At 72.6% G+C, this 16569-nt stretch carries 15 protein-coding genes; 9 read left to right on the plus strand and 6 right to left on the minus strand.

Annotated elements, in window-relative coordinates:
- Positions 1 to 47 precede the first annotated feature (47 nt).
- Both I4Q55_RS39050 and I4Q55_RS39055 read right to left on the minus strand, forming a co-directional pair.
- On the minus strand, positions 48 to 1481 hold the full coding sequence (locus I4Q55_RS39050) for a radical SAM protein (RefSeq protein ID WP_206795496.1): 1434 nt from the start codon (positions 1479 to 1481) through the stop codon (positions 48 to 50).
- Positions 1481 to 4060, minus strand: coding sequence for a glycosyltransferase (locus I4Q55_RS39055; protein WP_242547521.1), 2580 nt, complete (start codon positions 4058 to 4060; stop codon positions 1481 to 1483). Before I4Q55_RS39055 ends, I4Q55_RS39050 begins: the two co-directional genes overlap by 1 nt.
- A 120-nt stretch (positions 4061 to 4180) precedes the next feature.
- Here I4Q55_RS39055 and I4Q55_RS39060 point away from each other — a divergent pair, with 120 nt between their 5' ends.
- Complete coding sequence (locus tag I4Q55_RS39060; RefSeq protein WP_206795498.1) at positions 4181 to 5275, plus strand: sensor histidine kinase; 1095 nt, start codon at positions 4181 to 4183, stop codon at positions 5273 to 5275.
- Complete coding sequence (locus I4Q55_RS39065) at positions 5272 to 5925, plus strand: response regulator transcription factor (protein WP_206795500.1); 654 nt, start codon at positions 5272 to 5274, stop codon at positions 5923 to 5925. Before I4Q55_RS39060 ends, I4Q55_RS39065 begins: the two co-directional genes overlap by 4 nt.
- A 36-nt stretch (positions 5926 to 5961) precedes the next feature.
- Here I4Q55_RS39065 and I4Q55_RS39070 read toward each other — a convergent pair whose 3' ends face one another.
- Entirely contained in the window at positions 5962 to 8187 is a 2226-nt protein-coding gene (locus I4Q55_RS39070; protein WP_206795501.1) for an OTU domain-containing protein, read from the minus strand.
- A gap of 188 nt (positions 8188 to 8375) precedes the next feature.
- Between I4Q55_RS39070 and I4Q55_RS39075 the strand changes: the two genes are divergently transcribed.
- The gene (locus tag I4Q55_RS39075; RefSeq protein WP_206795502.1) at positions 8376 to 8765 is read left to right on the plus strand and encodes a hypothetical protein; all 390 of its coding nucleotides are present in this window, start codon (positions 8376 to 8378) and stop codon (positions 8763 to 8765) included.
- A gap of 2 nt (positions 8766 to 8767) precedes the next feature.
- On the plus strand, positions 8768 to 10081 hold the full coding sequence (locus I4Q55_RS39080) for a DJ-1/PfpI family protein (protein WP_206795503.1): 1314 nt from the start codon (positions 8768 to 8770) through the stop codon (positions 10079 to 10081).
- Here the strand turns inward: I4Q55_RS39080 and I4Q55_RS39085 are convergent.
- Both I4Q55_RS39085 and I4Q55_RS39090 read right to left on the minus strand, forming a co-directional pair.
- Entirely contained in the window at positions 10065 to 11372 is a 1308-nt protein-coding gene (locus I4Q55_RS39085; RefSeq protein WP_206795504.1) for a cytochrome P450, read from the minus strand. The genes I4Q55_RS39080 and I4Q55_RS39085 overlap by 17 nt on opposite strands.
- Positions 11373 to 11411: 39 nt before the next feature.
- A complete protein-coding gene (locus tag I4Q55_RS39090; protein WP_242547522.1) occupies positions 11412 to 11891 on the minus strand; it encodes a hypothetical protein in 480 nt (159 codons plus the stop codon).
- On the opposite strand from I4Q55_RS39090, the gene I4Q55_RS39095 reads away from it, so the two are divergent.
- The 3 genes from I4Q55_RS39095 to I4Q55_RS39105 all read left to right on the plus strand — a co-directional run bounded on the left by I4Q55_RS39095 (position 11875) and on the right by I4Q55_RS39105 (position 14354).
- Positions 11875 to 13140 carry a cation:proton antiporter gene (locus I4Q55_RS39095; RefSeq protein WP_206795505.1) on the plus strand — a complete coding sequence of 422 codons (1266 nt, stop codon included), beginning with the start codon at positions 11875 to 11877 and terminating at the stop codon, positions 13138 to 13140. The two genes, I4Q55_RS39090 and I4Q55_RS39095, sit on opposite strands and share 17 nt — an antisense overlap.
- Before the next feature lie 87 nt (positions 13141 to 13227).
- Complete coding sequence (locus I4Q55_RS39100; protein WP_206795506.1) at positions 13228 to 13410, plus strand: CsbD family protein; 183 nt, start codon at positions 13228 to 13230, stop codon at positions 13408 to 13410.
- A gap of 65 nt (positions 13411 to 13475) precedes the next feature.
- Positions 13476 to 14354 (plus strand): alpha/beta fold hydrolase, encoded by an 879-nt coding sequence (locus I4Q55_RS39105; protein ID WP_206795508.1) that lies wholly within the window; start codon positions 13476 to 13478, stop codon positions 14352 to 14354.
- Here the strand turns inward: I4Q55_RS39105 and I4Q55_RS39110 are convergent.
- Entirely contained in the window at positions 14345 to 15118 is a 774-nt protein-coding gene (locus I4Q55_RS39110) for an SDR family oxidoreductase (RefSeq protein WP_206795509.1), read from the minus strand. The genes I4Q55_RS39105 and I4Q55_RS39110 overlap by 10 nt on opposite strands.
- 124 nt (positions 15119 to 15242) lie before the next feature.
- Here I4Q55_RS39110 and I4Q55_RS39115 point away from each other — a divergent pair, with 124 nt between their 5' ends.
- Together I4Q55_RS39115 and I4Q55_RS39120 are read left to right on the plus strand one after the other, a co-directional pair.
- Positions 15243 to 16079 carry a helix-turn-helix transcriptional regulator gene (locus I4Q55_RS39115; protein ID WP_206795511.1) on the plus strand — a complete coding sequence of 279 codons (837 nt, stop codon included), beginning with the start codon at positions 15243 to 15245 and terminating at the stop codon, positions 16077 to 16079.
- Between the two features lie 73 nt (positions 16080 to 16152).
- On the plus strand, positions 16153 to 16365 hold the full coding sequence (locus tag I4Q55_RS39120) for a DUF2795 domain-containing protein (protein WP_206795513.1): 213 nt from the start codon (positions 16153 to 16155) through the stop codon (positions 16363 to 16365).
- Positions 16366 to 16569 lie beyond the last annotated feature (204 nt).

The raw sequence follows: 16569 nt of genomic DNA on the forward strand, positions 1-16569 counted from the left end.
GCCGGGCGCGGTCCCCGCGCGGCGGCTGTCACCCGATGCAGTGATCTTCAGAGTTCGGTGGTGATGATCGCCTCGACGAGCACCTCCCCGGCCGGGGTCAGCGCGACGACGTCCGGGCGCAGCTCGACGAGCCCGCGCGAAGCCAGCGAACGGAACTTGCCCAGCCACGGTTCCGCGAACAGCGAACGCCCCGGGAAGCGCGCGCGGTGCAGCGAATCCCGCAGCGGCTGCAAGGTCGTCAGGGCCATCTTGACGGCCCGGGCCTCCTGGGCTTCGGGAGTGAACCGCGTCGCCGACCCCAGCGGGATCCGGCCGGACAGCACGGTTTCGGGGTAGCGGCGGGAGTTGACGTCGGTGATCGCCTCGGACGCGCGGCAGCTCGAACTGCCGCCCAGCCCGATCGCGACCTCGGCCTCCTGCTTGTCCTGGTCGACCATGATGGCCTTCCACTTCTCCGGCCCGAGGCCGTCGCGCGCGAAGTACATGGTCGGGTGCTCGGTGTACCCGGCCGCGCGCAGGCCCTCGGTGAGCAGCTCCCGCATCTGGTACTGCTCGCCGAGCGTGGGCCAGCGGTGGCCGTCGCGCACCAGCTTGTCCCGGTAGGACGGCAGCTGCCACGCGGCGGGCTTCTCGCCGGTGACGCCGGTGCGGGTGTCGCTGTAGGACGCCAGGTGCAGCTTCGTGCACACCACGGCCGTGACCTCGTTCTCCAGCACGATGTCGAGGTCGCGGCGGACGCTGTCCAGGCTCTGGTCGAGCAGGCCGTACATCAGGTCGATGCTGACCCACTCGAAGCCCGCCGCCGTCGCGTTGCGGACGAAGTCGACGCACATCGACGCCGTGTGCTCGCGGCCGCACATCCGCAGCACGTGGTCGTCGAACGACTGGACGCCGCTGGAGAGCTTGGTGCAGCCCAGTTCCCGCAGGAGTTCGAGCTTGGCCGGGGTGAACGTGCTCGGGTCGCCCTCGAAGCGGATCGTCGTGCCGGCGGTGAACCCGAAGTTCTCCTGGTAGAACTCCAGCAGGCGGCGGATCTCGGGCTCCGGCAGCAGCGACGGCGTGCCGCCGAAGACGTTGAACTCCCCCACTTCGGCGCCGCGCAGGTGGGGAACGGCGTCGAGCCACAGCTTCGCCTCGGCGATGTTGAGGTCGACCCAGTCCGCCGCCTTCTCGATCTTCCCCTTCACCAGCACCACCGGGTACTGGCAGAACCGGCAGCGGTAGGCGCACGTGGGGATGTAGGACCACAGGTGGATCGGCCCCGAGGAGGCAGCCAGCTGCGCGTCCAGATCGCGCAGGAACTCCGCCGGCGTGCCGGGGACGTTGCCCGGGAACACGTGGGCCCCGAACGGGTCCTCCTGCACGAAGTCCAGGAGGTGCCGGTTCTCGGGTGCTTCGAGGACGTCGAGCACGGCCGGCCGCGGCCACGCCGGGTCGATCGTGTGCAGCGAGCCGATCGCCTCTTCGTAGCCCAGGCTCATCAGAACACCCCTCCGTTGCCGAAGTAGTTGTGGGCTTCGCCCGACTCGCGGTCTTCGCAGTAGTAGCGGACGAACTCCGCGAACCGCTCGGCCGGCACCTCCGCCAGGCACGGCGGCAGCGGCGGCGGGTGGCCGATGTCTTCGCCGACGTGCCGGCGCAGGCACGCGAACAGCTCGTCGGCGAACTCGAAGTACAGCCGGTACGACGGCGTCTTGTAGGAGTGGATCGGCGTGAAGTCGACGACGCGCATCTCGTGCCGGATCTCGGCGATCCGCCGGGCCAGCCGCGCGGCGAGGTCCGGCCCGAAGAAGGCGATGACGGCGTCGTCTTCCAGCAGCGCGGGGGTCAGCAGCACCGGCAGGATGGTGTTCTTCGGGGTGAAGTCCTTGATCGAGAACTCCCACGCCTGCCTCGCTTCGGCTTCGGTGAGATCGGCGGGAGCCGAAGGCGCCGACGGCCGGATGTCCCGCATGACGATGATGCCGTCGGAGCCGTAGGCCCGGCCGGCGATGACCTCGTCGATGGCGTGGTCGACGCGCCGCGGGTTGATCTCGACGCGCGAGCGCGGCGCGTAGGTGATCGGGTCGCCGCCGTTGGCGACCTTGATCCCGAAGTCCCAGTCGTCGGAGAGGTGGTTGACGAACTTGCCGTCCTGCAGCTGGTAGAAGATCTCGATGCCGCCGGCGCGCTCGTAGGCGTCGCGCTCGACGGCGAAGCCCTTGCCGTCGGGGAAGCCGCCGAAGAGCGCGAAGGTGACCGCGCGGCATCGCAGCGTCTTCTGGATCGCGTCCCACAGCCGCGGCCGGCCGGTGAAGTGCTCGGCGTTGTAGTAGTAGTCGCAGACGCCGATGGCGGCCTTGGACGTCTCCATCGCGTCCAGGAGCTCGCTCAGCCAGTGCGGGTCGACCCGGCAGTCCGCGTCGGCGGAGACGAGGTAGAACCGCTCCCCCGGGTCGCTGTCGGGCCGGTTGCGGCTGCGGGCCGCGGCGAAGTCCATCCCGGCCCGCCGCGCGCACGAGACGCCCTGCTCGGGTTCGTGGATGACGTGCAGGGCCAGGTCCGGGTGCGCGGCCGCGAAGGCGTGGGCGATGGCCACGGTGTCGTCGGTGGAGTTGTTGTCGACGAGCACGACCTCGTACCGGCTCCTGTCCAGGGGCGCGTCGCCGTCACGCTGGTCGTGCAGCGTCCGCAGCACCGCCGGCAGGTTCGCGGCTTCGTTGTAGACCGGCAGCACGACGCTCAGCCGCGTCGCCGCGCCCATCGGCGGCGGGTACAGCCGGTCGACCAGGTCGTCGACCACCCGCGCGCCGAACCGCGCCTGCCCGAGTTCCGAGTTCACCCGCACCACTTCCGCCCGTTTCCCTTCGTCGGTGATCAGCTCGGCGACTTCGCGCGCGAAGGCCGCGTCCGGCAGGTCGCGGGACCGGATGTCCAGCACCGGGGCCCGGAAGCGGCCGTAGACGACGTCGTAGAGCTCGTATCCGCTGGTGATGTACGGCGTCCCGGACGCGATCGCCTCGCTGACCGGGTTGCCGTAGCTCTCGTAGTCGTACGAGGTCAGGAACGACACGACCGTCGCGTGCGCGAGGAGGTCGCGCACCGAGTACCGCCCGGGGACGGCCGTGTCGTACGGGGTCAGCCAGCCGCCGAACACGACGCGGTCGCGCACGCCGAGGTCTTCGGCCAGCTCGACGAGCCGCGCGTGCTCGGTGGGCGTCTCGTCGACGTCGCCGGCGACGAACAGCCACGCGTCCGGCAGCAGCGCGAGCAGGTGGAGGTCCCGGTCGATGCGCTTCTGCGGGATGATCCGGGTGATCCGGGCGAGCAGCGGGACGCCGTCCGGAATGCCGTGGTCGCGCCGGAAGGCCGCGTTGCGCTCGTCGATCCGGGCGGGTGCGAAGGCGAAGGAGTTGGGCAGGACGTCGATGTTGGCCAGCCCCGGCACCCACTCCAGGGTCCGCGCCTTCGCCTGTTCGTGCAGGGCGAAGTAGTGGATGTGCGGGGAGTTCCGCGGCGCGGGGACGCCGGGGTACGGGAAGGTGCCGTACTTGGCGATGCCGGGTTCGCTCTGCCACATCAGGTCGTGGTCGCGCCAGAACACGAACCGGCCGAGCCGGTGGCGGGCGCCGTAGCGGTCGATCGCGGCGTACAGCGCCTCGGTGTAGGCGAGGTTTTCCGGCAGGGTCCCGTTTTCCACCATCACCACGGTGACGCCGAGGCGTTCCCAGGTGGCCACGATCCGGTCCGCCAGCTCGCCGGCGATCCGGTCGATCTCGGGCCGCAGCGTCTCGTCGCGCGCTTGGACGACGTCACCGAGGACCCGCTCGACGAACGCGCGGTCGTAGCCGTGGATCCGCTCGACGCCGTCGACGCGGTCGAGCGTGACCCACTCCGGGAACAGCTCGGCCTCGTCGCGGTAAGGGCGGAAGAAGGCGCCCTTGTCGGCCTTGATGTCGTAGCCGAGGTCCAGGTGGACGCGGTGCCCGCGAGCCGCGAAGCGGTGCGCCGTCTTGAGGAACTCGACCACGACCCCGGACAGCGGAGTGGCGTCGAAGGACACGCCCCAGAGCACTGACATCGATGTCAAACCCCCGAATCGGCTTGGCCGTCGATCTCAGCGTAAGCGCCGGGGTGTCGAACGGCCGTGTGAACGCTTTCGTGGTTGACCGCGGGCGCCCGCAGCCTCCAGAGTGACCGCATGAACCGGGCCCTCGGGGTGCTGACCTGCGGCGCCCTCCTCTCGATCGGGCTCGGGGTCCTCGGCTCCGGGGAACCCCGGCTCGCGCTGGTGCTCGGCGCGGTCTTCGCCGCGCTCGCCACGGCGGGTTTCGGCTGGGTGCGGGCCCGCGAACACCTGGCGTGGAGCGCGGCCTACGTCGCCGTCCAGCTGCCGCTGGCCTTCGTGCTGTTCACCATCGACGCCGGGGTCGGGACGACGTTGTTCCTCGTCGTGCTGGTCAGCCAGTGCGTGCTGCTGCGCCTGCCGCGGCCGGCGATCGCGCTCGTCATCGCCGTGGTCCCGCTCGTGCACCTCGGGATGTCGCTGGGCGAAGGCCTGCGGGAAGGCATCGGCACGCTCATCTCGGTGCTGTTCGCCGCGATCATCACCGAACTGCTGCTGCGGGAACAGCGTTCGCGCCGCGAACTCGCCGAAGCGCACGCGAAACTCCGCGACTACGCCGCCCAGGCCGAGCGGCTCGCGACCGCGCAGGAGCGCAACCGGGTCGCACGTGACATCCACGACGGGCTCGGGCATTCGCTGACCGTCGTCCAGATGCAGGTGAAGGCGGCGCGGGCGGTGCTGCCGACCGATCCCGGCAAGGCCGACGAGGTCCTGGCGAAAGCCCAGGAGCAGGCCGAAGCCGCACTGGCCGAGGTGCGCCGCTCGGTGCGGACGCTGCGCGAACCGCGGCCGGTCCTGCCGCTGCCCGAGGCGCTGAAGGCGCTCGCCGAAGAGACGTCCGCGACCGGCGTCACGGCCCGGCTCACGGTGACCGGCACCGAACGCCCGCTCCCGGACGAGCAGCGCGAAGCGCTCTACCGGGCCGCCCAGGAGGGCCTGACGAACGTCCGCAAGCACGCCGGCGCCGCCACCGCGGACGTCCTGCTCGGCTACGCCGCCACGGCGGTCCGGGTCGAGGTCCGCGACGACGGCCGCGGCAGCGACGGCGGCGCGACGGCCGGCTTCGGCCTGGTCGGGCTCCGCGAACGGGCCGCCCACCTCGGCGGCGCGCTCGTCTTCACCTCGACCCCCGGCGGCGGCAGCGCCCTGACCATGGAGATCCCCGGATGACGCCGGTCCGCGTCCTGCTCGTCGACGACCAGGCCCTGTTCCGCGAAGCCCTCGCCACCCTGCTCGCCACGCACGACGGCATCGACGTCGTCGGCGAGGCCGGCAACGGCGACGAGGCCCTGCGCGAAGCCGCCGAGCTGGCCCCGGACGTCGTCCTGATGGACCTGCGCATGCCGGTCCTCGACGGCGTGGCCGCGATCCGGCGGCTGCGGGTGGAACACCCCGGCACCCGGGTCATCGCGCTGACCACCTTCGACGACGACGAAGACGTCTTCGCCGCCCTGCGCGCGGGCGCCGTCGGCTACCTGCTGAAGGACGTCTCGTCGGCACGGCTGGTGGAGGCGGTGCTGGCCGCGGCGCGCGGGGAGTCCGTGCTGCAGCCGTCGGTGGCGGCGAAAGTCCTCGCGCGGTTCGCGCAGCTGCCGGACGTGCCCCAGGCACGGCCCCAGCCGCTGGTGGTACCGCTGTCGGAGCGTGAACTCGACGTGCTGCGGCAGCTCGCCGACGGGCGCAGCAACCGGGAGATCGCCGCGGCGCTGTTCCTCGCCGAGGGCACGGTCAAGAACCACGTCACGAACGTCCTGGGCAAGCTCGGGGCACGTGACCGCACCCAGGCGGCGCTGCGGGCGAGGGACCTGGGCCTGCTGTAGTGGCCGAGGCGCCCGCCACCACCGCCCGGTGGCAGGTCACGGCCCCGGCCGGACGCTGTAGTGGTGGCCGGCGAGGTCGAGGTGGACCTCGGGGCCGGCACCCACCCGGTGTGCCGAGCCGTCAGCGAGGTGGATCACCACCGTGATCCCCAACGCGCCGGCCACGACGGTGGGGGCCAGGTCTCCGGCAGCCCCTGCCCAGCTGCCGTTGGTGGCCACGGTGTTGATCAGCCGCGGCAGGTCGACGCCGTTGTCGTGCGCGAGCGTCGCCACGTTCTCCAGGTTGGTGTCGGCGAGCATCCAGTCGACCACCCGCTGCCGGAGGGCCATGGCCGCCCCCAGGTCCGTGGCACCGCTTCGGGCCTGGTTGACCGCGTGGTAGAGGCAGTTGCCGTCCATCGGCGTGCCGCGCATGGGGGCCAGCAAGGCCCGTACGGTCGCCAGGAACCTCGTGCGGTGGACCGTCGCGAGGGCCAGCTCCCGGCTCGCCGCGAGCTGGTGGTCGGGAGAGATGCCGGCGCGGACCCCGGAGAAGACCCCGGCCAGGGGAGCCGACACGTTGGAGCCCATGAGGTTGTGCTCCCTGTCGCCCAGCAGGCCGGCCGCCTCCGCGGGCAGCGCGCGGGGACCGTCCGGCGCCAGGAGCTCCTCCGTCGCATAGCCGGCGGTGGCGTCGTAGCCTTTGCGGTAGCGGGCGAGGCTCGTGTCCTTTTTCGCACCGCGGCTGGCGTAGAAGCTGTTCAGCACGCCGGTCAGCTCGACGTGGTTCTGCGGAAGCTTCCCGTCCTTCAGGAATCCGGTGGCGAGGCGGGCCAGATCCGTGCCGATGGCACCGGCCACGAAGTCGGTGTACACCGCCAAGCCGCGTTCGGGCAGCCGGTTGTTCTCGGCGTCCGCCCGCACCCGCGCCTGGATGTCCTCGCGGTCCTCCTCGAGGGTGGGGTGGTCCGCGGGGGCGAACTCCTCGCTCGGGCCGTCGCCGGCCGAGAGGGATTCGGAAATGTCGTAGACCCGGCGATCGGACGGCGTCGTGGCGGCGACCGCCGACGCTTGCGGAGCGCTCTCGTGCGGCCCGGAATAGCGCTTGCTCAGCTCCCAGGCGTTGAACTGGTTGACCGCTTGGCCCAGCGCGCTGAATTCGGATTTCTTCGGCCCGAAAGCGAACGGGTACGCGCCTGCCTTCGCCGACGCCGCCCCCGGGCCGAGCAGGTTCGGCAGCGCGTCGAGCAGCAGGTTCGGCTCCGGGGCGTAGGGAAGCAGGGGGTGGATCTTCGCGAGGGCGTCGCGCTGCCGCATGTCCTCGGCCAGCGCCGCCTTGAACCGGTCCAGGAAAGCCCGCCGCTTGGCCAGCTGCGCCGCACTGGGCTGTTCGGCCAGCTCGTCGGGCAACCGGGGACCGTCCTTGCCGTACTGCGCGCGAACGGCGCCGATCAAGGCGTCGTCCGGGGAATCGAGGCGATAGCCGCCCGCCGCCAGGAGAGGTCGTACCGGCCGCGGGCGCTCGGTCGCCATGTCGTCCGGACTGCCGGCGTCGCCGGAGGAGGTGGACTCCTCCCGGTCCCCGAGGCGGCGCTCGAAGTGGTCGAACACGTGCCGGCCGCCCGGCACCTGCCGGGAGCCGGTGTCGAAGTCCTGCACGGAGATGTAGGGATGCCGGCCCGTCGCGGCGAACGCCTCGGTCATGCGCCGGCACTCGTCGCTGTGCAGCACCGCGTTGCGCATGGTCCCGTAGGGGAACTTGCCGGAGAACACCGACCGCACCAGCGCGACGGGGAGGGGCAGCTGTTCGATGATCGCCCTGGCCTCGGCCAGTTTCGCGTCCAGTTGCGCCGCCTTGCCGGCCGGCGCGTTGACGCCGAGGACCACCGCGATCCGGCTGCCGTCGGAGAACCCGCGCACGATGGCGGCGACCACGGCCGGGATCCGGTCGACGGCATCGTAGGGGAGAATCGCGTTGACGATGAAGGCCATCGGACGGCTCTCGTCGATGCTGTTCTTCACGTGCGCCAGGTAGGCGTCTTCGGTCAACCGCGCGCCTCGGGCGCCCTTGGTCGCTTCGGTGAACAGGGTGTTCTCCGGCTGACGCTGGACCGGGACGGCAGCGGACACGAGCCGGGTCACCGCGACGTTTCCGGCACTGCGCTGCATGGCCAGGATCGCGGCGGGGACCGGCTGCCTCGGCGGACCGGCTTGGGCTCTCGGCCGCGCGTCCGGGCGAGCCGCCTCGGCGTTCGGCGGCCGATCCGCTCCGTGGACGAACATGTGGCGGGGTCTCCCCAAGCTCCGGGAACGGGACGGGCCGGCCGAACTCACCGTGATCGTTTCGCTGACGGCAAAGTACCGGACCGGCAGGCGCCTCCTCAACCATGACCTCCGGTCATGACTTCCGGCACCTGGCAGCACGGCCGCCGGGCGCGATCCTCGTTCCAGGCACGAACCTGGAGGGAACCATGACCACCACCGAAGCCACCCGGACCACCGCCCGCAAGCTCGCCCGGTTCACCGGCCACTACGTCGAAATGGTCGTCGCCATGCTCATCGGCATGGTGGCGCTGGCCCCGCTGTGGCCGTCCGCCTGGCTCGCACGCCCCGACGTCGAGGCGCTGGTGATGGCGACGAACATGACCATCGCGATGGTGCTCGCGATGGCCCTGCGCCGGCACTCGTGGCCGCGGATCGCCGAGATGGCCGCGGTGATGTACCTGCCGTTCGTGGCGCTGCTCGTGCCGTACTGGCTGGGCGCGATCTCCGGCGGCGCGCTGATGACCGCCGGGCACGTGGTCATGTTCCCGCTGATGCTCGCCGCCATGGTGTGGCGCCGCGCCGAGTACTGGCACTGATCATGCTCAAGCGCCTCGCCTTCGTCCTCGCCGCGATGGCCGCCGTGCTGGTGGTCCCCGCCGTGGGCGCGACCGTCTCCGCGCTCGGAGCGTTCGACGCCCGCTACGCCGCCGGCCCGCCGCGGCCCGTCCCCGCCGCGGCGCCGGTCCCCCACGACCCGGCCAAGCCGACCGCGGTGGTCGTGATCGGTGACCGCGGTGCCGTCGTCTCCGACGCGCTCGCCCCCTACGAGATCCTGGCCGCGACCGGCCGGTTCAACGTCTACACGGTCGCGCCGCACCGCGCGCCGAAGCCGCTGACCGGCGGCCTCGACCTGGTGCCGGACCTCGACTTCGCCGGCCTCGCCGCCCGGCTCGGCGGCTCGGCACCGGACCTCGTCGTCGTGCCCGCGTTCCCGGACGTCGGCGAGCCGGGCACCGAACCGGTCCTCGCCTGGCTGCGGGACCAGGCCGGCCACGGCTCGAAGCTGCTGAGCGTCTGCAACGGCGGCGCGGTGCTCGCCTCCGCGGGCCTGCTCGACGGGCGGCCGGCCACGGCGCACTGGCTGAAGGTGGACGACTGGGCCGCGGAGTACCCGGCGGTGCGGTGGGTGCGCGGGGAGCGGTTCGTCGACGACGGGACCGTCGTCACCACGGCCGGGATCCTCTCCGGCGTCGACGGCACGCTGCACTGGGTCGAGCGGCTGGCCGGGCCGCCGGTCGCGGCCGAAGCGGCACTGGCCATCGGCTGGGGCCGGTACGGCACCGCGGTGCCGGTGACCCCGCCGGCCGGGATGCCGGACGCGGCCGCGATCGTCAACGCCGGGTTCCGCTGGACCCCCGACACCATCGGCGTGCTGCTCGCGAACGGCGTCGGCGAGGTCGAACTGGCGTCGGTGTTCGACACCGAGGGACAGTCGTTGTCCTCGCGCACCCTGGCCGTGAGCTCCGACGGCGGCCCGGTCCGGTCGCGGCACGGGCTGACGTTCCTGCCCCGGGCGGCCCTCACCGACGCGCCGGACCTCGACCGGCTGCTCGTACCCGGTGCGACGCGCGGGGTCACGCCGCCACCCGGCGCACCGGCACCCGAGTACGTCCACGACCGGCCCGGGTTTCCCTACGACACCGCGGTGAGCGCGCTGTCCCGCCGCACCGACGTCGCGACCGCCCGCTGGACGGCGAAGGTCCTCGAACTGCCCACCGACGGCGTGGTGTTCGAAGGCCGGGCTTGGCCGTGGCTGCCGACGGCGGTGCCGATCGCCTTGGTCCTGGCGGGGACGGCGGCGGTGGTCGTGGTCTTCCGGCTGCGGCGGAAACGGCTCAGCCGACCGGCTTGAGCTTCAGGTGGAAGTTGTCCAGGGTGGCCGGCAGCGGGCGCTCCGGGGACAGCACCGTCCCCGACGCCTGCTCGTACCCCTGCTCGCGCACCAGGTTCGCCAGCATCGTGCTCGCGCAGAACAGGACCAGGTCACGGCCCGGGCAGATCGCCGGGCCCGCGCTGAACGGGACCAGCGCCGGGTTCTCCGCCGCGCGGCCGTCGAGCCACAGGTCCGGGTCGAACCGGTCGGCGTAGGGCAGGTCCGGGTCGCGGTGGAAGAACGGCGTGAAGATCAGCACCGTCGTCCCGGCCGGGCCCCAGGACGTCTCGTCCGTCGTCTCGCGCAGGATCATCGGCGTCGTCGGCCACAGCCGGACCGCGTCCAGCACGCACGCGCGCAGGTAGCTCAGCTGGTTCGGCTCCGCGAGGTCGGCGCCTTCGAGCTCTGTGTGGGCGCGGTCCAGGGCCGCCGGGTGGGTCGCGAGCAGGGCCAGCGTCCGGTACGTCGCCATGCCGGCCGCGTCGAACGCGAACAGCCAGTGCGCCACCTGGTCGGGCGCCGTTTCTTCGCCGGTCTCCGCGATCATCGCGGCGAGGCTGCCCGGTTCGGCGCGGCCGAGGTGGGCGACGAGCCGCTCGCGGAACCGTGCGCGCAGCTGCTTGCGCCGCGGGTGCAGGTACGCCCAGTTCGCGTCGAGCCGCAAGCGTTCCAGCTGGTCGGTGAGCGTCGCGTCGTCACGAGCCCCCGCGCCGAGCACGATCCGCCGGACCAGGCGCCACCACGTGACGTTGAAGGTGTCCCAGTCGAGCGTTTCCGCGCTGCGGAGGACGGCCGATTCCTCGGCAATGGCTTGGGTGAACGGCGTCGCCAGCTCGTGCAGCGGGCGGCCGGGTTCGAGCACCGCTTCGGTGAACCGGCGGCGGGCCGGCCGGTCGGCCGCGTCCGAGATCAGCACGCCGTGCGGCTGGAAGTGCCCGAGCGCGGCGCGTTTCTCCACTGTGGACGGACTGAACGGCGTCGGCGCGCCGGCCAGCAGCTGCTGCACGTCCGCGCCGGACAACGCCAGTTCCACCGTCCGGCCGGGGACGCGTAGCCGCAGGGGACGGCCGTAGTGGCGGTCGCGCAGCCGGCCCAGCAAGCGCACGGCCGGGCGGTCGAACTGCAGCTTCCCGGCCATCGCCATCGCCTTCGGGCGGCGCTTGATGACGCCGCCGGCCAGGGTGGGCAGGGCGACCTCGACCGCGACCCGCAGGGTTTCGGCGACCGAGGCGGTCTCCGGTCGCGTGCGGTGTTCCCGAGTGGACGTCATGGCGCCCGGCTACCCGCGGGAGCCGGGCGGGAAACGCGCTCAGCCGCGCAGGGCGACGTTCAGCACGTCGCCGGCGTGGTCCAGGCAGTCCACGCAGATCACGGCGTCCCGCGCCACGCAGTCCACGCGCAGCAGCGGCCGCCGCAGCCCCAGGAACGTCCGGCGCTCGCGGCGGCCGCAGAAGTCGCACACCGCGGCCAGCGGCGACGTCACCGCCGCCAGCACGTCACCCGCGCCGCTCTCCCGGTCCGCGCCGTCGCGCACCACCCGCAGGCCGGCGCGGACGCAGTCCACGCAGATCGGCCCGTTCCGGCCGGGCACCCGGGGGTCGCGCCGCCTGCCGCAGAACCGGCACGGCCCGCCCGCCGCGTTCGTCGCCGTCACCGCGGCCTCCTCGTCGGTTTCGCCGCTCGCGCGCCGGGAATCCGAGCCGTGGCGCGCCTCTGCCACCACGCTACCCCGGTCGCGGTGCGCCACGGGGCAGGAGTGGCAGGAGGAGAGCTTGTCGTCGTTGACCATCTTGTTCGGGGTGGCCGGCCTGCTGGCGCTGGCCGCGGCGATCGTGCCGAAGCTGGTCGCCGACCGGCCGTTCTCGGTCCCGCTGGTGATGCTCGTCGCCGGCATCGTGCTCGGGCTGCTGCCGCTGCCCGAGCCCTACGGCAACGGCTGGAGCGACCCGGCCGCCCACCTGCACGGCGTGGAATCCTTCGCCCAGCTGGGCATTCTCGTGGCACTCGCCGGAGCGGGACTGTCCGTCGACCGCCCGTTCGGCCTGAAACGCTGGGGCTCGACCTGGCGGCTGCTCGCCCTCACGATGCCGGTGTCGATCCTCGCGATCGCCCTGCTCGGCCACTGGTGGCTCGCGCTCGCCCCCGGCGTCGCGCTGCTGCTGGCCGCGGCGCTGGCCCCGACGGACCCGGTGCTGGCGGGCGACATCGGCGTCCCGCACCCCGACGTCGAGCCGGAACTGGCCCGGAACAACGAAATCCGCTTCACGCTGACGACCGAGGCCGGCCTGAACGACGGCCTCACCATGCCGTTCGTCATCCTCGGCCTGGCCCTGGCGAGCGGGCAGCCCCGGCTGGACCTGTCGTGGGTGCTGGTGGACCTGCTGCTGCCGCTCGTCATCGGCGTCGTGGCCGGCCTGCTCACCGGACGGCTGCTCGGCTGGGCGATCTTCCGGGCACCGTCGGACCGGCTCCGGCTGGCCGAGTACGCCGACGGACTGGTCCTGCTCGCGCTGGCGTTCGTGCCCTACGCGCTCGCGGAAGCCACCCACGGCAACGGGTTCGTCGCCGTGTTCGTCGCCGCGGTCGCGGTGCGCACCCAGGAGCGCTCCCACGAGTACCACGGCGTCCTGCACGCGTTCGGCCACCAGCTGGAACGGCTGTTCGTCCCGCTCGCCCTGCTGGGCCTGGGCCTGGCGATCGGCGACGGCCTGCTGCGCGGGCTGCGGCCCCTCGAAGTGGTGATCGCCGTCGTCGCGGTGCTGGTGGTCCGGCCGGTGGTCGGCTGGCTGTCCCTGCTGGGCGCGCCGTCACCGGGACGGCGCGCGACGGCGGCGATCGCGTTCTTCGGCGTGCGCGGCATCGGCACGATCTTCTACCTGGCCTACGCGCTCAACCGGCTTCCGGTACCGCAGCAGGGCGTGCTGTGGCGGGTCGGCGCGATCGCCATCGCGGTCTCGGTGATCGTGCACGGCGTCCTCGCCGAGCCCGCGATCCAGCGGATCGAGCGGCGGGGCGGGCACCTGCCGGCCGATGTGTAGCTTCCGAACCAGTGGGTAACCCGAGGTCAAGGCCCTTTTGGCGACTGGCCGATCCGGAAATGTCGCCGCGACGGAAGGTGCACCCCGATGAACGACAAGCTGGAACACAAGGGCGAAGAGCTCAAGGGCCGGGCCAAGGAAGCCGTCGGCGACGCCACCGACAACGAGCAGTGGCAGGCCGAGGGCAAGACCGAGCAGGCCAAGGGCTCCCTCAAGCAGGCCGGCGAGAAGATCAAGGACGCCGTGAAGGGCGTCACGGACAAGAAGTGACCGTTCTCCGCTGCCGCACCCCGGACGCCGGGGTGCGGCAGCGGACGTGTGCCTGGGGGTAGCGCGTGTTCGAGGGTTTCACGCTGGACCACGTCGACGTCGGTGCCGTGACGCTGCGGGTGCGCCACGGCGGTTCCGGGCCGCCGGTCCTGCTGGTGCACGGGCATCCGCGCACGCACACGACGTGGCACCGCGTCGCCCCGCGGCTCGCCGAGCGGTTCACGGTCGTGTGCCCGGACACCCGCGGCTACGGCGAATCCGGCAAGCCGCCGACCGACGAAGACCACACGCCCTACAGCAAACGCGCGATGGCGGCGGACTGCGTCGCCCTGATGCGGCACCTCGGGCACGAGGAGTTCTTCGTGGCGGGCCACGACCGCGGCGCGTACGTGGCGACCCGCCTGGCCCTCGACCACCCGGACGTGGTCCGCGGCGCGGCGATCCTCGACGCCGTCCCGATCGCCGAGGCCCTGGACCGCTGCGACGCGCGGTTCGCGCGGGAGTGGTACCACTGGTTTTTCTTCGCCCAGCCGGAAAAACCGGAGCGGGTGATCACCGCCGACCCCGACGCCTGGTACGACGTCGGCACGCGGAACACCCCCGACCGGCTCGGGGAAGGCAACTTCGCCGACTTCCACCGCGCGATCCACGACCCGGCCACGGTCACCGCGATGCTCGAGGACTACCGCGCGGGCCTGGGCGTCGACCGCGCCCACGACGACGCCGACCGCGCCGCCGGACGGCGGATCACCTGCCCGGCCTTGGTGCTCTGGTCGAGCGACGACGACCTGGAAGACCTCTACGGCGACGTCCTGGCCGTCTGGCGGCCGTGGACGACGGACCTGCGCGGGCACGCGATCAAGTCCGGCCACCACGTGGCCGAGGAGAACCCCGAGGCGCTCGCGGCCGCGCTGGGCGAGTTCTTCGGCGGCCTTCAGCGGTAGCGGGAGGCGAGTTCCGGCCGCTGCCCGCCGAAGGCGGCGAGGTCCGCCCGGAACACGGCGTCGAGCAGCCCCGCGTCCTCGACACCGGGCGCGGTCACCACTTCCCCGAGTTCGAAGCCGCGCAAGGACGCGGTGACGACGTCGGAAGCGGACATCCGCGGCACCGCGCTCAGGTCGAGGCCCTGGCGCTCGTGGAACTCGGTCGCGACCACCCCCGGGCACAGGGCCTGCACCCGCACGCCGGTGCCCGCCAGCTCGGCGTGCAGGGTCTGGGACAAGGCGACGAGATACGCGAGGGAACCGGCGTAGACGGCCCGGCGGGGCAGGACGGCGGAGCCGGCGGGGCCGCTGAACGCGATCATCCCGGCCACGGTGACGATCTTCCCCGCGCCACGTTCCCGCATGCCCGCGACCGCGGCGCGGGTGAGCATGGTGGGCGCGGCGACCTTGACGTGGACCAGCTCGCGCGCCCGGTCGGCGGGCAGCTGGGCCAGGGGCATGTAGTGGGCGACGCCGGCGTTGTTGACGAGCGTGGTCAGCGGCTCGGCGGCGCAGAGCGCGGCAACGGTGTCGACACCGGCTTCGGTGGCCAGGTCGGCGGCCACCGTGCGGACCTCGACGTCGGTGTGGGCCGCGGCGAACTCGGCGAGGCGGTCCGCACGGCGGCCGGTGACGATCAGGTCGTGGCCGTCGGCGGCGAGGCGCTCGGCGTAGGCCCGGCCGATGCCGGAGGTGGCGCCGGTGACGAGGGCGAGCTGGTTCATGGTCGCGCTCCTTTCGGGGTTCGCCACCACGATCGGCTCGACCGCCCGGGGCAGGAAGTGGCCGGGTTTTCCTGGGACCGGCCGTACCAGGACAACCGGGCGCCGGGCTTGCACAATCGACGGCATGGCGAACACCGGATTCGGCACGGCCCTGCGCCACTGGCGCGACCGCGTCACGCCCCAGGCCGCCGGCCTGCCCGCGGGCGGCCGCCGCCGCGCCGCCGGGTTGCGCCGCGAGGAGCTGGCCCAGCTGGCCGGCATCTCCGCCGACTACGTCGTCCGGCTCGAACAGGGCCGCGCGACGACCCCGTCGGCCCAGGTCGTCGAAGCACTGGCCCGGGCCCTGCGCCTCACCGCGGACGAGCGGAGGCACCTGTTCCGCCTCGCCGGCCTCGCGCCCCCGGGCCCCGGCACGGTCCCGCGGCACATCACGCCCGGCGTCCACCGCATGCTGGACCGGCTGTCCGGCACACCGGTCGCCGTGTTCGACGCGGCGTGGCATCAGCTGCTGGCGAATCCGCTGTACACGGCCCTCATGGGCGAGTGGCAGGGCAAGGACCTCAACGGCGTCCGGCGCAATTTCCTGAACCCGAACACCCGGGTGCGCGACACGCCCGAGTCGCGCGACGCGCTGCACGCGGCGTTGGTGGCCGACCTGCGCCGCACGGCCGGCCGCTACCCCGACGACCTCGACCTCCGGTCGCTCATCGCCGACCTCAGGCGGCACAGCCCGCGGTTCGCCGCACTGTGGGAGGCCGGCGCGCTCGGGAGGCACGAAGCGGCCCGCAAGACCATCGACCACCCGGACGTGGGCCCGCTGACCCTCGACTGCGACGTCCTCGCCGTCGCGGGCAGCGACCTGCGGATGATGGTGTACACGGCCGAGCCCGGCACCGAAGACGCCGACCGCCTGGCGCTGCTGGGCGTGCTCGGGACGCAGTCGCTGGCGGAACGCGGTTAGCCCGTCTTCCGGCGGGTTTCCGTCCCCGCTGCCCCGGGTACGCGGGAGAGGAGACCGACCAGGGAGGTGTGCGATGCCCGCTCCGGACCGGACCAGCCTCGAACAGCACCTGTCCGAGACCGAGTACCCCTGCGGCCGCGAGGAACTCCTACGCCGAGCGGCCGCGGCAGGCGGCGGCGACTCGGTGCTGGGTTCGCTCGGCGGCCTGCCGGACAGCGACCGGTACGACAACTTCGACGCGGTGTGGGAAGCGGTGAACGCCAAGCACATCGGCGGGGCGCCCTAGTAGTACTTTGTTAGGTCTTGGCGTGTCGTGGGGACGTGGAGCAGGCTGGGTGATTTCATGCTTCGGTGACTCCTGAGGAGCTTGTCCATGTCCGGCAATGTCTTGAGTCCTTTGCGGCGGAGGTGTTCGCTCCTTTGGCCCGGTCGGATCAGCGGGCCAAGGGCGAGACGTATCTGCGGGGGCTGTTGCTGGATGGGCGGCGTA

Origin of the sequence: Amycolatopsis sp. MtRt-6, from assembly GCF_017308975.1 — a bacterium.
In the GTDB taxonomy this organism is placed as follows: Bacteria; Actinomycetota; Actinomycetes; order Mycobacteriales; family Pseudonocardiaceae; genus Amycolatopsis.

Excerpts from the sequence above, each read along its gene's own strand:
- I4Q55_RS39050 (WP_206795496.1), bottom strand. The coding sequence starts at position 1,481 with ATGAGCCTGGGCTACGAAGAGGCGATCGGCTCGCTGCACACGATCGAC.
- I4Q55_RS39055 (WP_242547521.1), bottom strand. The coding sequence starts at position 4,060 with ATGTCAGTGCTCTGGGGCGTGTCCTTCGACGCCACTCCGCTGTCCGGG.
- I4Q55_RS39060 (WP_206795498.1), top strand. The coding sequence starts at position 4,181 with ATGAACCGGGCCCTCGGGGTGCTGACCTGCGGCGCCCTCCTCTCGATC.
- I4Q55_RS39065 (WP_206795500.1), top strand. The coding sequence starts at position 5,272 with ATGACGCCGGTCCGCGTCCTGCTCGTCGACGACCAGGCCCTGTTCCGC.
- I4Q55_RS39070 (WP_206795501.1), bottom strand. The coding sequence starts at position 8,187 with ATGTTCGTCCACGGAGCGGATCGGCCGCCGAACGCCGAGGCGGCTCGC.
- I4Q55_RS39075 (WP_206795502.1), top strand. The coding sequence starts at position 8,376 with ATGACCACCACCGAAGCCACCCGGACCACCGCCCGCAAGCTCGCCCGG.
- I4Q55_RS39080 (WP_206795503.1), top strand. The coding sequence starts at position 8,768 with ATGCTCAAGCGCCTCGCCTTCGTCCTCGCCGCGATGGCCGCCGTGCTG.
- I4Q55_RS39085 (WP_206795504.1), bottom strand. The coding sequence starts at position 11,372 with ATGACGTCCACTCGGGAACACCGCACGCGACCGGAGACCGCCTCGGTC.
- I4Q55_RS39090 (WP_242547522.1), bottom strand. The coding sequence starts at position 11,891 with ATGGTCAACGACGACAAGCTCTCCTCCTGCCACTCCTGCCCCGTGGCG.
- I4Q55_RS39100 (WP_206795506.1), top strand. The coding sequence starts at position 13,228 with ATGAACGACAAGCTGGAACACAAGGGCGAAGAGCTCAAGGGCCGGGCC.
- I4Q55_RS39110 (WP_206795509.1), bottom strand. The coding sequence starts at position 15,118 with ATGAACCAGCTCGCCCTCGTCACCGGCGCCACCTCCGGCATCGGCCGG.
- I4Q55_RS39115 (WP_206795511.1), top strand. The coding sequence starts at position 15,243 with ATGGCGAACACCGGATTCGGCACGGCCCTGCGCCACTGGCGCGACCGC.
- I4Q55_RS39120 (WP_206795513.1), top strand. The coding sequence starts at position 16,153 with ATGCCCGCTCCGGACCGGACCAGCCTCGAACAGCACCTGTCCGAGACC.